Source organism: Paenarthrobacter sp. NPDC057355 (assembly GCF_042667405.1).
Taxonomy (GTDB): Bacteria; Actinomycetota; Actinomycetes; order Actinomycetales; family Micrococcaceae; genus Arthrobacter.
Genome location: NZ_JBHVAL010000018.1, coordinates 55,089 through 68,345, shown reverse-complemented (window position 1 = coordinate 68,345; position 13,257 = coordinate 55,089). Strand labels below are relative to the sequence as shown.

11 protein-coding genes are annotated in these 13,257 nt (G+C 63.5%); 4 read left to right on the top strand and 7 right to left on the bottom strand.

Features of this window, described 5'->3' with window-relative positions:
• Positions 1 to 143: 143 nt before the first annotated feature.
• Positions 144 to 821: a Crp/Fnr family transcriptional regulator gene (locus tag ACFUOZ_RS17505; protein WP_011775987.1), complete on the bottom strand. Its 678-nt coding sequence runs from the start codon at positions 819 to 821 to the stop codon at positions 144 to 146.
• A gap of 235 nt (positions 822 to 1,056) precedes the next feature.
• On the opposite strand from ACFUOZ_RS17505, the gene ACFUOZ_RS17500 reads away from it, so the two are divergent.
• Positions 1,057 to 2,241, top strand: coding sequence for a MarP family serine protease (locus ACFUOZ_RS17500; RefSeq protein ID WP_377550428.1), 1,185 nt, complete (start codon positions 1,057 to 1,059; stop codon positions 2,239 to 2,241).
• Between the two features lie 129 nt (positions 2,242 to 2,370).
• Entirely contained in the window at positions 2,371 to 2,835 is a 465-nt protein-coding gene (gene aroQ / locus ACFUOZ_RS17495) for a type II 3-dehydroquinate dehydratase (RefSeq protein WP_377550426.1), read from the top strand.
• A gap of 86 nt (positions 2,836 to 2,921) precedes the next feature.
• On the opposite strand, the gene ACFUOZ_RS17490 is transcribed toward aroQ, so the two are convergent.
• From ACFUOZ_RS17490 to ACFUOZ_RS17475, 4 genes are all read right to left on the bottom strand, one after another.
• Positions 2,922 to 5,093 (bottom strand): alpha-galactosidase, encoded by a 2,172-nt coding sequence (locus ACFUOZ_RS17490; RefSeq protein ID WP_377550424.1) that lies wholly within the window; start codon positions 5,091 to 5,093, stop codon positions 2,922 to 2,924.
• Positions 5,094 to 5,198: 105 nt separating this feature from the next.
• On the bottom strand, positions 5,199 to 6,554 hold the full coding sequence (locus ACFUOZ_RS17485; RefSeq protein WP_377550422.1) for an ABC transporter substrate-binding protein: 1,356 nt from the start codon (positions 6,552 to 6,554) through the stop codon (positions 5,199 to 5,201).
• A 73-nt stretch (positions 6,555 to 6,627) separates the two neighbouring features.
• Positions 6,628 to 7,551 carry a carbohydrate ABC transporter permease gene (locus ACFUOZ_RS17480; RefSeq protein ID WP_377550420.1) on the bottom strand — a complete coding sequence of 308 codons (924 nt, stop codon included), beginning with the start codon at positions 7,549 to 7,551 and terminating at the stop codon, positions 6,628 to 6,630.
• 9 nt (positions 7,552 to 7,560) lie between these two features.
• Positions 7,561 to 8,520, bottom strand: coding sequence for a carbohydrate ABC transporter permease (locus ACFUOZ_RS17475; RefSeq protein WP_377550418.1), 960 nt, complete (start codon positions 8,518 to 8,520; stop codon positions 7,561 to 7,563).
• Between the two features lie 212 nt (positions 8,521 to 8,732).
• Between ACFUOZ_RS17475 and ACFUOZ_RS17470 the strand changes: the two genes are divergently transcribed.
• The gene (locus tag ACFUOZ_RS17470; protein ID WP_377550416.1) at positions 8,733 to 9,932 is read left to right on the top strand and encodes a Gfo/Idh/MocA family protein; all 1,200 of its coding nucleotides are present in this window, start codon (positions 8,733 to 8,735) and stop codon (positions 9,930 to 9,932) included.
• Between the two features lie 14 nt (positions 9,933 to 9,946).
• Positions 9,947 to 10,966, top strand: coding sequence for a LacI family DNA-binding transcriptional regulator (locus ACFUOZ_RS17465; RefSeq protein ID WP_377550414.1), 1,020 nt, complete (start codon positions 9,947 to 9,949; stop codon positions 10,964 to 10,966).
• Positions 10,967 to 11,042: 76 nt separating this feature from the next.
• Here ACFUOZ_RS17465 and ACFUOZ_RS17460 read toward each other — a convergent pair whose 3' ends face one another.
• The gene (locus tag ACFUOZ_RS17460) at positions 11,043 to 12,413 is read right to left on the bottom strand and encodes an FtsX-like permease family protein (RefSeq protein ID WP_377550412.1); all 1,371 of its coding nucleotides are present in this window, start codon (positions 12,411 to 12,413) and stop codon (positions 11,043 to 11,045) included.
• Positions 12,406 to 13,155: an ABC transporter ATP-binding protein gene (locus tag ACFUOZ_RS17455; RefSeq protein WP_377550410.1), complete on the bottom strand. Its 750-nt coding sequence runs from the start codon at positions 13,153 to 13,155 to the stop codon at positions 12,406 to 12,408. Before ACFUOZ_RS17455 ends, ACFUOZ_RS17460 begins: the two co-directional genes overlap by 8 nt.
• Positions 13,156 to 13,257: the final 102 nt, after the last annotated feature.

Below are 13,257 nucleotides of genomic sequence, written 5' to 3'. Positions count from 1 at the left end.
CTTGAGCCGATCGCTCGCTCACGTCCCACCGGCTTGAGCCGATCGCTCGCTCACGTCCCACTGGCTTGAGCCGATCGCTCGCTCACCAAAACAACAAAAAGCCGCCCCGGCGTCGAACCGGGGCGGCTTTTTCGTGGAGCTTTTTAGCGGGAACGCTGGCGGAGTCGCTGCATGTCCAGGATGACGACGGCGCGGGCTTCCAACCGCAGCCATCCGCGCTGAACGAATTCGGCCAGTGCCTTGTTGACGGTTTCGCGGGAAGCGCCAACCAGCTGGGCCAGTTCTTCCTGGGTGAGCTCGTGGGCCACCAGGACGCCGTCGGTGGCCGGACGGCCGAAGCGGTCAGCCAGGTCGAGGAGTGCCTTGGCAACGCGGCCCGGTACGTCGGAGAAGACGAGGTCGGACAGGGAGTCGTTGGTGCGGCGCAGGCGGCGGGCCAGTGCCTGCAGCAGCTGGGCGGAAACCTCGGGACGCGTGCGGAGCAGGGCGTTGAGGCTCTCGTTCTTCAGGCCGGCCAGGCGCGTTTCGGAAACGGCCGTGGCCGTTGCGGTACGCGGGCTGGGGTCGAACAACGCCATTTCGCCGAAGAGTTCGCCCGGGCCGAGGATGGCCAGCAGGGACTCGCGTCCGTCGGGGGAGGTGCGGCCGAGCTTCACCTTGCCGGAAACGATGAAGTAGAGCTGGTCACCCTGGTCGCCTTCGCGGAACACGGAAGCTCCACGTGAAAGGTCCACCTCGGTGAGTTCGTCCGTCAGCAGGCGGAATGCGTCGTCGTCAAGGGTGGCGAAGAGGGGTGCGCGGCGCAATACCTCGATGTCCATGAAATCTCCTGAATATAAGTTTCGGTCGTGGCGCTCCAGCCATTGTTTCAGAATTTTTGAGCTTCTGTGACGTACTTGGCACGCGAAACGCTGAAATGGCGCGGGTTGGCGGCGTTCAAAGGCCAAAGGACCGCCTTAAAACGACCCTTGGCCGTGACGCGATGGTGATGTGACTAACGGTTGGCTGTCAGGGTCCACAACTACAATTGGCGCTACCCGGCTATGAGGAGCATTGGTGTTTGGCTTGACGATATTGGATTTGGCATTGATTTTGATGCTCCTGTCCTACCTGATCTATGGCTTGCGCAACGGCTTCATGGTCACTTTGGGTGGTATTGCCGGATTCGTCGTGGGCGCCATTGCTGCGTTCGTGGCAGTGCCCCTCGTCAGTGGCTGGGTGACCGACAGCGGCTGGAGGCTGGCCGCCACGGTGGGTGCCGCCGTCGTACTTATTGCTTTGGGGCATGGGCTTGGGACCATGATTGGCCGCAAAGTCCGCCACGCGGTGCGGATCAAACCGTTGCACGCGGCAGACCGATTGATCGGCGGCGTTGTGAGCGTGGTGGTGGCCGCGCTGGTGATGTCCATGCTGGCGTTCAGCATCAGTTCCCTTGGTGTGCCGTTCGTGTCGCAGCAATTGGCCGAGTCCCGTGTGATCCGGTACATCGACAACATCACGCCGACACCCGTCAAGAGCACCATGGCGCAGCTCCGGTCCACGGTGATCGGCGACGGAATTCCTAAGCTGATTGAGGGCATCGGCCCCGGCACGGCAGTCCCTGTTCCCAATGAGTCCACCGACACGCCGGCTTTGAACAGGGCCGCTGAGTCCGTGCTGAAGATCGCCGGAACGGCCTTCGAATGCGGCCAAAACCAGACCGGTTCCGGATTCGTCGTGTCGCCCGGGCGCGTCGTCACCAACGCGCACGTCGTGGCGGGCGTGTCGCAGCCCGTTGTTGAAATTCCCGACGGCGGTGCGTTGCCGGGTCGCGTTGTCTACTTCGACCCCCAGCGGGACATCGCGGTATTGGCCGTGGACGGCCTGAAGTCCAACCCGCTGCCGCTGAGCTCGGACCTGCCGGGTGGAAGCCCCGCAGCTTTTGCCGGTTACCCGCATGGAGGTCCCTTCCAGTCCAAACCCGCCACAGTGCAGGGGATTTCGCCCATTCTGGTTCCGGATATTTATGGCAACAATCCCTCGCCGGAACTGGTGTACAAGCTGGCCGGTGACGTGCAGCCGGGGAACTCGGGTGGTCCGTTGCTGACGATGGACGGCCAGGTAGCCGGCCTGATTTTTGCCAAGACAACGACGGATGCAGCCTTGGGGTTCGCGTTGACCATGACAGACGTGGAACCCGTGGCGGCGCAGGCCGCCGGCCTCAGCGAGCAGGTCTCGGCCGGGCAGTGCACCCGCAAGTAACCAACGCTCTCTCACATCCCCCCGGGTTTTGGGTGACCATCTCTCACATAGTGGCGATTTTTGGGCCACGCTCGTTCACCTAACGGGCGCAATTCCCGGACGCTCTCTCCCGGCGATAGATTGGGAGCCATGACTGAAGCCACCCCCGCCACCGAAGCCGGTCGCGGCACCATCCTTGTGATCAACGGACCCAACCTGAACCTACTGGGCACGCGTGAGCCGGAGAAGTACGGAACTTCCACGCTGGCCGACGTCGAGCAGCTCGCCATGACAGCGGCAGCCGCGCATGGCTTCACCGTGGATTGTGTGCAGTCCAACCACGAAGGCGACCTGGTGGATGCCATCCACGCAGCCCGCGGCGCGGCCGTCGGCATCGTCATCAACGCAGGCGCTTACACCCACACGTCCGTGGCACTTCGGGACGCGATCGCGGCCGTGCAGTTGCCCGCCGTCGAGGTCCATATCACCAATGTTCACAAGCGCGAAGAGTTCCGGCACCACTCGTACCTCTCGGGTGTCTGCAACGCGATCATTGTTGGCGCGGGTGTGCTCGGGTACAAGCTGGCGATCGATTACCTGGCGGACGCTGCCTAAACACCCGGCATGTGAGCGAGGGTTCCCGGGAACCTGTTGGGATGTGAGCGGGGGTTCCCGGGAAGCCCTTGGGATGTGATGGAGCGTTACAGGGCGGTGACCCGCAGCAGGACGGCGTGCTCCGGGTTCAGCACGGGCATCGGGAGCCCGACCTCGCCCAGGAACCGCCCGCTGGCCTCCGCCCCTGATGCCAACCAGGGCGCTGGCTTGGCCTCGGTGAACGTGTGGCCGTAGTCGGCATCCTCCGGGGTTGGGAAGAGAAGCTCCACCCGGTAGGAACGCAGGGGATCGAGCCCCGGAAGTGCCACCCGGCCCACCAGTTCGCCGAAGCCCGTCCGGATCTTGACCACGGCGAACAGTGCCGCCGTGGTGCCTGGGGCTGTACCGCCGTCGTGCTCTGAAGCAACCACGCCGTGAACCATCAGCGACTCGTCCGGCGAGTCCGCCCGCACCATTCGTCCACTGTGGATCAGGCCGCGGTGTTCCTTATACAACGCGATGAAGCCCTTGAGTTCCTCGCGCTCGGCGCCCGTCACCGAACGCACGTCCCATTCCATGCCGAAGTGCCCGAAAAGGGCCGTAATGGCGCGGAATGAGAGATCGTGCGTGCGGCCGGTGGTGTGGGAGGTGGTGGGGCCGATGTGCCCGCCGACCAGTTCGGGCGGAACCACGACGCCGGTCCAGCGTTGGATGGTCTGCCGCTCCAGGGCGTCGTTGCAGTCCGAAGCCCAGATCCGGTCCGTCCGCTCCAGGATCCCCAAATCCACGCGGGCGCCACCGGAGGAGCAGCTCTCAATCTCCACACCCGGGTGGGCCGCCCGCAAAGCGTCGAACAGCCGGTAGGCGGCCAGGGTTTGCTCATGCACTGACGCCCTGCCCGCGTGACCGTGCTCCAAAAGGTCCCGGTTCTGGTCCCACTTGAGGTAGCTGATGTTGTTTTCCGTCAGCAAGGCATCGATGCGGTCAAAGATGTACTGCCACGCCTCCGGGTTCACCAGATCGACAACGTGCTGCTGCCTCCACTCGAGGGGCAGCCGCCCGCCGTCCTTGTGCGAAGAAGCGGCAGGGCCAACGATCCACTCCGGGTGCTCGCGCGCGATGTCGGAATTCAGATTCACCATTTCCGGCTCCACCCACAGCCCGAACTCCATGCCCCGGGAGGTCACGGCGTCGATCAGGGGAGTGAGCCCCGACGGCCAGAGGGTCTCATCCACGTACCAATCGCCCAGCCCGGCGTGGTCGTCGCGGCGCCCGCGGAACCACCCGTCGTCGAGCACGAAACGCTCAACACCGAGATCGGCAGCGGACTCAGCCAGCTCGAGCAGCGACTCCAGATTGTGGTCGAAGTACACAGCTTCCCAGGTGTTGAGGACCACTGGGCGCGGCTTGCCCACGTGGTGGGGACGTGAGCGGAACCAGCTGTAAAACGCCTCGCTGATGCCATCCAGCCCGCGGTCCGAATACGCGGCAAACAGCGCTGGAGTCGTGTAGCTTTCACCTGGTTGCAGCAGCACCTCTGCCGGGCCAAGAAGCTCCGAACCGCCCACCATGGTGCGGCCGTCGGCAACGCTGTCCGCGAATTGCTCATGATTGCCGCTCCAAGCCAGATGGGTGGCCCACACCTTGCCATGACGGTTTCCGAAACCGGCAGTCCCTGCGGCAAGCAGCAGCGACGAATCATGCCCAGTGCGGCCGTGCCGTCCGGTACGGACCCACGTACCTTGCTGGATTGCCCGGCGTTGCGGGTGCCGCTCACGGCACCAGCGTCCGGTCAGGTCCAAAAGCTCGACGGCGTCCGGCGCTACCGGCAGCATGGTGGCCAGCTCGTCCACCTGGAAAGGCGACGTGCCGTCGTTCGTCACCGTGTGCCGCAGTTCCAGGAGCCCGCCCGCGTGCAAGGTGACGTTGCTGGTCACCGAGATGCCGGCGTCGGGATCTGACTGAAGCACGACGGCGGTACTTGCGTCCGCCGTCGCACTCACCACACGCAGCCGTGTCGAGAAGTCGAAGCCGGGTACGCCGTCAATCACGCGGTGCCCGCGGAGTCCCGGCCGCCCCTGCCAGGAGGACGACGGCTGTGGAAGGAGCCCGGCGGGAACGTTGGCGTCGATGGCCGAGGGCGGGATGGGCTCGTTGAGGATGGCGAGGTCGGGCAGGGTATCGCCCAGGTCTGCTCCCCAGTGGGTAATCTCAGCCTCTCCACGGTTGGTGCTGATCACCAGGCTGGTACCTGCGGAACGGAGATGGAGCGGTTGCATGTATGAGTCGCTTTCAGGATTGGGTGCTGGTTCGTGTTGTGAGGCCTGCTCTGCGTGCTTTGCGAGGGAAATAGGGCGCAGAGCAGGCCTCACAACCGGAGGGTTCTACTTGAAGAGTGCGTTGACTTGCTCGTTGGCGGTTGTCAGCGAGCTGGCCGGGGACTTGCCGGAAACCACCGCGTCCATTGCCGGCTTCATGATTCCGGAAACCTTGGCGGCGTTGTCCGTGATCGGGAGCATGAAGGTGGTCTTGTCCTTCACATGCTGGGTGAAGGCGCTGACGTCCACGTTCTTGGCTTTGAAGGCCTCAGCGGCCTTCTCGGAGGAGGTGGTGATGGCCGGGAACACGACGGCCTTGGAAGCTACGACATCCTGGCAAGCGGCGGAGCCGAGGTATTCCACCCACTTGATCGCTGCGTCCTTCTTCTTGGTGCCGGCCCACACGGAATCGGCCAGGCCGTTGAACATGGAGGCGCGCTTGCCTTCAGGACCCTGGGGTGTGGGAGCGATACCGACGTCGATGCCCTTGTAGCCGGTGTACTGGCCGATCATCCAGGAGCCGTTGCTGTTGATGGCTGCCTTGCCTGCGCCGAAGTTGTCGGCGGCGTTGGCACCAACCGTGGTTTCAAGCTTGGGCATGTAGCCTTTCTCGGTGAGCGACGCCCACCAAGCGATGGTGTCCTGGAGCTTCTTGTCGTCGTAGTTGAAGTGGGTGCCCCAGGGGTTCTTGTCTGTGGTGGTCCAGCCAGTGGTAGCAGACAGGTAGCTCCACTGCGTTTGTCCGGCGTTCTCGGCGTCGGAGCCCGGCAGGCCCAATCCGTAGACGGCAACGTTGTTCTTGTCGAAGCCGGCCTCGTCGCCGCGTTTGCCGTTCTTATCGACGGTGAGGCGGGCGATCACCTTCTCGTACGTCCCGCCGTCCTGCGCGTTCCACGTCAGCGAGCCCATCTGTTCCGGGGTGATGCCGGCGTCGGCAGCCATCTTCTGGTTGTAGAAGAGTGCGATCGTGTCCCAGTCTTTGGGCAGCCCGTAGCGCTTGCCGTCCTGGCCCACCCACAGGTCCGCGAGGCCTTCGTTGTACTGCGAGAGGTCTACCTTGTCCTGCGCGATGGCGTCATCAAGGGGCACCAGCTGCTTGGTCTTGAGGAAGTCCGGATACTTGGACAGGTGGTCCGTGAAGACGTCCGGCGCAGTACCGGAAGCCATGCCGTTGGTGAGTTTGGACCAGTAGTCGTCCCAACCGGTTTGGGTGATCTTGACGGTGATGTCCGGGTTGGCCTTGCTGAAGTCAGTGGCGCACTGTTGGTATGCCGGGAGCTGGTTGGCGTCCCATAGCCAGTAGTTGATCTCGCCCTTGGCCGAGTCTCCGCCGGAGCTGCCTCCGGAGTTTCCGCCCGAGCAGGCGGACAGCGCGAGGACAGCGGCTGCGGCGACGGCGCCCAGTGCCTTCTTTTTCATCATGGTTGGTCCTTTCAGGACGGGATGGGGTGCGTTCCGGCACACGCCGGCTTCCGCGGGAGGGAGGTGGAGAAAGCTATTTGGTGCCGTTGAATCCGATGGAGTTGACGATCCGCTTGCCGAAGATGGCAAAGAGGATCAGCACGGGTGTGGCGGACACGAGCGTTGCGGCCATGAGCCCGGACCAGTCGGGAGCACCTTGCGGGGACTGGGATTTGAAGACTCCCAATCCCACTGTGAGCACGCGGGATTCTTCGGAGGTGCCTACCAGCAGTGGCCAGAAATATTCATTCCACTGACCCATGAACGTCAGCAACGCCAAGGTCGCGATCGGGGCAGCGGCGTTGGGCATGATGATCTGGAAGAAGATCCGCCAGTGCTTGGCGCCGTCGAGCATTGCGGCCTCTTCAACTTCCCTGGACATGTTCAGGAAGAACTGGCGCATGAAGAAGATTGCGAACGGGGTCATGAACAGGTACGGCAGCACGAGTCCGAGCATGGAATTGAGCAGGCCCAGGTTCTTGATGAGCAGGAAATTGGGAAGGGCGGTGAAAATCGGCGGGACCAGCATGGTGGCAAGGAACAGGGAGAAGACCGCGTCGCGCCCTTTCCACCGCAGCCGGGAGAAAGCGTAGGCGGCCATGGAGCTGAAGAATACGGCGCAGGCTGTGGTGATGCCGGAGAAGAGCAGCGAGTTCCAAAGGTACTGCCAGAAGTTGATCGACGCGCCCGAGCCACCTTCTGCGATGGCTTCGGAAGCACTCTGTAGGCCGAAGACCCGCTTGAACGCGCCCAGGTTGAAGTCGGCCGGCAGCAGGTTGGCGGAGTTCGCTGCGAGGGAGCCGTTGGTGGAAAGGGCTGTACGCAGCACCCAGTAGAAGGGCAGGATGCTCACAGCGATGGCCAGGCCGAGGAGGGTCAGGGCGATGGCGCGGCGCCAGTTGAAGGGACGGCTAAGTGGGCGACGGCCGGCGTTGGTGCGTGAGGTAAAGGTGGTCATGGCGTGTCCTTAGTCCAGGTCCGACTGGTTGCCGCGAAGGAACTTCATCTGGATGAAAGCGACGATGGCGAGGATGAGGAAGAGGATGACAGCCAAGGCAGATCCATAGCCGAAGTCCTGTTCGTTGAAGGCGCGCTGGTAGATGTAGAACTGCAGCACGCGGGTTGCGTTGACAGGACCGCCCGCCGTGGTGACGGCAACGGTGTCAAAGACTTGGAAGGAACCGATCACGGTCACTACGAGGACCAGTACAAGGACCGGTCGCAGCAGTGGCAGGGTGATCCGCCAGAAGGTGTTTACAGCCTTGGAACCGTCGATGCTGGCGGCCTCATAGACGCTGCTGGGGATGGCCTGGAGCCCTGCAAAGATCAGTAGCGCCGTGTAGCCCATGTGTCTCCACGTGTTGATGAGCGCTTGTGTGGGGATGGCCCATTGCTCGCTGCCGAAAAACGCCACCCGGGGCAGCCTGGTCCATTCGATGATCTGGTTGATGATGCCGATCTGGTAGTCGAGCATCCAGAACCACAGCAGAGCCGCGATGACGTTTGCCATGAGATAGGGCATCAGGAGCGCGCCGCGAATGAGGGTTGACCTTGCCACCCTGTGCATCAGGATTGCAAGGCCCAGGGCCAGCGCTGTCTGAAGGACAATGTTGATCACCACGTATTCCGCCGTGACGCCCAAGGCGTTCCAGAACAGCGGATCCTTGGCTATGCGCTCGTAGTTCTTTGCGCCAATCCATTCCGGGTCGCCCAGGATGCTGTACTCGGTGAAGCTGAGGTAGATGCCCCGGATGGTTGGGGCGAGGTAAAAGAGGGTCAATCCGACCATCGCCGGGGCGATGAAGAAGAGCGCGACCTTCAAGTCTCCGATCCCGCGGAACCCGTCGGATGGTTTTCCCCGCTTGCGCGACTTCCTCGGCGCCCTGGCGGAGAGCCCAGGATCCGGTTGCTTGGTTAGCGTGGTCATCGTCGACCCTTTCTCGGGAGTGATGCGGGTAACAGCTGGAGGCGAATCTACACGAGTAGATTTTGAGTTGGCAAGAGCTTGCGCGAGTTTTTGATGAAAAATGTTCGGAATTGTTGTTTCTGTTGACTCGTGTAGATCCTGGGTGCGACACTCGAGCGTACACAGGACACGACGGACAAACGGCTGCTGTGCGGCCGCAGGAAAGGTAAACAATGACGTTTTCGATTGGTGTTGTTGGTGTGGGGCAGTTCGGCAGCCAGTTCGCCCATCTCTTCAAGCTCCACCCCGGTGTCAGCGAGGTCTATGCGGTGGACGAACTCCCTGAACGTGCCGCCGCAGCGCAGCAGCGCTGGGGCTTGGACGGCACCATGGCCTCGTTCGAGGCCCTTTTGGAGTCCGACGTCGATGCTGTCGCCATCTTTACGCAACGGTGGACGCACGGCCCCTTGGTCGAGCGGGCCCTGCGGGCCGGAAAGCATGTGTACTCGGCCGTGCCGATGGCAGTTTCCGAAGAGGAGATCGAGCGGATCATCGAGGCAGTTCGGGAAACCAAGTTGGTCTATGCGATGGGGGAGACCAGCTACTACAACCCCGCCACGGTCTTCGCCCGGCAGCAGCACGCCCAGGGCAAATTCGGCCGGATCTTTTACACCGAGGGCGACTACGTCCACGACATGGACCTCGGCTTTTACGAGGCCTACCAATACAGCGGAGGGGAACGCTGGAAGGAAACCGCGAGCTACCCGCCCATGCTGTACCCCACCCACGCCATCGGCGGCGTGCTCGGCGCAGTGCCGGGCCACGCCGTCAGCGTGAGCTGCATCGGAGTCAAGGATGAGCGGGGTGATGGCGTCTTCGACAAGGACGTCAGCATGTTCGCCAACGACTTCTCCAACGCCACCGCACTGTTCGAAATGAACGACGGCGGTGCGATGCGCACCAATGAGATGCGCCGAGTGGGGTACCCGTCGCACATCCGCGAGTCGCGCTTCCGCTTCTTCGGAACAGACGCCAGCTTTGAACAGCTCGCCACCACCACTGTGTGGCAGGACAAGTCGTCGGTGCAGGATGTGTCCGTGCAGGTGGAAACCAGGCCCACCAAGTCTGCCGACGATCCCTCCCTGGCGGACGTGGCACCCGAGCTCCGTGACGCCTTCATTTCAGGACTGGCTCCAGTGCATGATCAGTCCCGGCTCCCCGAGGAATTCCTCGGAGCGCCCAACGGACACGAGGGAAGCCACCAATTCCTCGTGGACGACTTTGTGACGGCGGTGAACAACCGCAGCCTTCCACCGGTTAACGCGTGGGTAGCCGCCAGGTTCACGCTTCCAGGCATCGTGGCCCACGAGTCTGCCCTGCGCGGCGGCGAGCGGCTCCCGATCCGCGACTTCGGTGATGCCCCTGTGGAGTAGCTAGCATTTACCCCATGACAACAACAGCAGTACAAACCCCGCGCGGACCGGTTACACGCAAAGACGTCGCCCGGTACGCCGGGGTGAGTACCGCCGTCGTGAGTTATGTGGTGAACGGTGGGCCCAAGAACGTGGCCCCGGCAACGGAAGCCAAAGTCCGCGATGCCATCCGCATCCTTGGCTACCGCCCCAACGCAGCGGCACGCGCGCTGAAGCTGGGTTCCAGCGAAACCATCGGCGTGGTGGTGCCGGACAACACCAACCCATTCTTCACCCAGCTTGCCCATGCGGTTGAAGACGCTGCGGCGGAGCTGGGGTTTGGCATGGTGCTGACCAACTCTGACGGAAACCTGACGCGGGAGCGCAAAAACATCCGTACCCTCGCCGCCCGACAGGTGGATGGGGTGTTCCTGGCAAGTTGTGTGTTCGACCCCGATGTAACGGAGCTGGAAGCTTCGGAAATCCCGGCCGTCTTGTTGAACAACGCTGGCTCCCCGCAGGGTTTCAGCAGTGTGGGTGTTGACCTGGAAGCGGGCGCGCGCGCTGCCGTGGAGCACTTGATCGGCCATGGCCACACCAACATAGGCCTGGCCATCGGAACCAACACCGGCAATCAGCTGGACGGCCGCGAGGTGGGATGGCTTGCCGCGCTTCGTGATGCGGGATTGCCGGAAGGCCCCATGCTGCATGGCCCGTTCAGCCGTCCAGGAGGTTACGAGGTAGGGAAGCGTTTCCTCTCCATGGCCAACCGGCCCACCGCTGTTTTCGCCAGCAACGACATGCAGGCCATCGGCATTCTCCGGGCGCTCCATGAGGCGGGTGTGCGCGTTCCCGAGGAGCTGGCGCTGGTTTCCTTCGACGGTTCCCTGGACTCTGAGTACAGCTGGCCGGCGCTCACCACCGTCGCGCAGCCGGTCAAAGCGATGGCCCAGGCAGCGGTCCGGGCCCTGGTGGGCAAGGGCCGTGGCGAGGAACTCCAGCACCAGGTCCTGCCCACGGAGTTGATCATCCGGCAATCCTGCGGCTGCGCTTAGGCCCTCTCCGCCGAAGTGGCACTTAATGACAATGTCGGCCCAACATTGTCATCAAATGCCAACTCGGCGGGGCTTTCTACGAGTCCACGCTGGCGTAGCGCTCCGGACGGGCCAGCACCTGGGCGATCTGCGCTGTCCCGGCAGCTACGGCCAGCCGAACCAGCAGGAAGCCGGCCGCAAACACCCCGCCGATGGTCAGGAACACCACGGGCTGGGTCAGCAGCACCGCTCCCGTCAACGGCAGAACCAAAACGGCGGCAGCGGCTGCGGATATCCCCGCCACAAGGAACAGTGGCGACATCACGGCCTTGACCCGCGCGGCCACCATGAGTTTCCGCGGCATCCCCACCCGGTCCAGCGCCACCAGCGTCGATGCCCGGTCCAGCACTGCGGCAGCTTGGTTCACGCCAGCCGAACACGCCACCATCAGGAACGAACCCAGCAGCGTAATCATCACTCCGGTATTGATGTCCCGAACCAGCAGTGCAGCTTCGGTGTCGCCGGCTGTACCCATGGCGTCCGCAATAGCCATGCCCACGCCCACGAAGACTCCCACGAAACTGGTCATCGCGACGCCCCCAACTTGCCGCCACGATTCCTTGGGACTCTCCAGCACAGTGCGGGCCGCGAGCAAGTGCTCGGGCCTTTTCGCCCGTTTGAGCTGGGACGATGCCCGCAGGCGCAGGACCCACGGGCCCATGAGGTTCAGCGCCAACAGCGCCAGGCCAAAGCAACCACCCATGACGGCGAGGATCACGATGAACGCGCCAAAGCTGCTGAGCATCCCCATCGCCACAACTCCCAATACCACAACAACAGCCGCGATGAGCCCGCGAACCCAATGCGCGCCGTCGGCCGTTTGCCGGGTCCTGACGCCCAACGGAGTCACCACAACCTTCCGCAGCCCAAGCGCGGCGCTCGCCGCCGCCAGGATGCAAACGGCCAGGATGCAGCCCAGGATGGACGGGACGGACAACCAGGCGTGGCTGCCGATCGCCTGCCCACGGAACTGGATCAAGCCCAGGAAGGGAGCCGCGCACGCGTACAGTCCGGCACCGGCCAGTGCCCCGACCGCCGCCAGGACAGTCGATTCAATGACGGTCATCCAGACGACGGTCGCGCTGTTGGCACCCAGCAAGCGCAGGGACGCCAGCCGGTCATCACGACGCCGGGCGGCCAGTCGTGCGGCCGAGGCGCCGAGCGTCAGCAGCGGGATGATGAGCAGGACCATCGCGACGACGGCCAACGCTTGGTAGGTGCCTGCGATGTCGTCAGTCCAGGACCAGAAAACCTGGGAGCCGCCCGCGACGGTGAGCAGCAGCGCGGTCACTGTCCCGAAGGCAAGGATGGGCAGGCCGGCGTCGCGTAGTCCTGTTTCCCGGAAACTGTTCCCACTGCTTCGCGCCAGATAGGGGGTCAGCCGGAGGGCCATGGTGAGGCTAGACATTGAAGGCGCCTTTGAAGCTGGTGGTTGCAGGAGAAGGGCTGGTGGTGGTTGGCACTACTCCGGCGCTGTCCGCCACGATCCTGCCGTCCCGGAGTTCCACGACACGTTGGCAGCGTGCGGCCACGTTGGGATCGTGGGTGACGACCAGGAGCGTGCGCCCATTGGCGGCCACGGAATGAAGCAGGACGTCGAGAACTTCGGTTGACGTTGCTGAATCCAGGGCGCCGGTCGGTTCATCGGCAAACACCACCCTGGCGCCGGTTACCTGCGCGCGGGCGATGGCCACTCGCTGCACCTGACCACCGGACAGTTCACCCAGCCTGCGCTGTTCCATGCCCGCCAAGCCCAATGCTGCGAGCCACTCCGCAGCGCGGGACTCGGACGTAGCGCGGTCGGTGCCGTTCAACATGAGTGCCAGAGCGACGTTTTCGAGGGCGGTCAGCTCGGGCAGGAGCATGCCCTGCTGGAAGACGAAGCCGAACTCCTCACGGCGCAGTCGGGACAACGCTGCGTCCCCCAAAGTGTCCAGACGCAGCGGTGCCGAAGGAGTGCTCAAGGTGATCGTGCCGGCGTCGGGCCTTAGTATCCCGGCGAGGCAGTGCAGAAGGGTCGTTTTACCGGAACCCGAGGGGCCGATGATCGCGATGGATTCGCCGGCATTCGCGGTGAAGTCGACGCGGTCCAGCGCGAAGCTGCCTGGATAATGCTTGGTTAGTTGCTGGGCGTGGAGGATGGCGTTCATATATCCAGCATCCCCAAGGGCACTGCCGTGCGGCGTCCGTCTGCCGGTTGAACTGCGCGCCCCGGCCTCCACCCCCGGTATGAGACCCAACTGAGTAACAGC

What these genes read in the sequence shown, in the direction of transcription:
- ACFUOZ_RS17505 (WP_011775987.1), bottom strand. Translation starts at nt 821, where the DNA reads ATGGACATCGAGGTATTGCGCCGCGCACCCCTCTTCGCCACCCTTGAC.
- aroQ (WP_377550426.1), top strand. Translation starts at nt 2,371, where the DNA reads ATGACTGAAGCCACCCCCGCCACCGAAGCCGGTCGCGGCACCATCCTT.
- ACFUOZ_RS17490 (WP_377550424.1), bottom strand. Translation starts at nt 5,093, where the DNA reads ATGCAACCGCTCCATCTCCGTTCCGCAGGTACCAGCCTGGTGATCAGC.
- ACFUOZ_RS17485 (WP_377550422.1), bottom strand. Translation starts at nt 6,554, where the DNA reads ATGATGAAAAAGAAGGCACTGGGCGCCGTCGCCGCAGCCGCTGTCCTC.
- ACFUOZ_RS17480 (WP_377550420.1), bottom strand. Translation starts at nt 7,551, where the DNA reads ATGACCACCTTTACCTCACGCACCAACGCCGGCCGTCGCCCACTTAGC.
- ACFUOZ_RS17475 (WP_377550418.1), bottom strand. Translation starts at nt 8,520, where the DNA reads ATGACCACGCTAACCAAGCAACCGGATCCTGGGCTCTCCGCCAGGGCG.
- ACFUOZ_RS17470 (WP_377550416.1), top strand. Translation starts at nt 8,733, where the DNA reads ATGACGTTTTCGATTGGTGTTGTTGGTGTGGGGCAGTTCGGCAGCCAG.
- ACFUOZ_RS17465 (WP_377550414.1), top strand. Translation starts at nt 9,947, where the DNA reads ATGACAACAACAGCAGTACAAACCCCGCGCGGACCGGTTACACGCAAA.
- ACFUOZ_RS17460 (WP_377550412.1), bottom strand. Translation starts at nt 12,413, where the DNA reads ATGTCTAGCCTCACCATGGCCCTCCGGCTGACCCCCTATCTGGCGCGA.
- ACFUOZ_RS17455 (WP_377550410.1), bottom strand. Translation starts at nt 13,155, where the DNA reads ATGAACGCCATCCTCCACGCCCAGCAACTAACCAAGCATTATCCAGGC.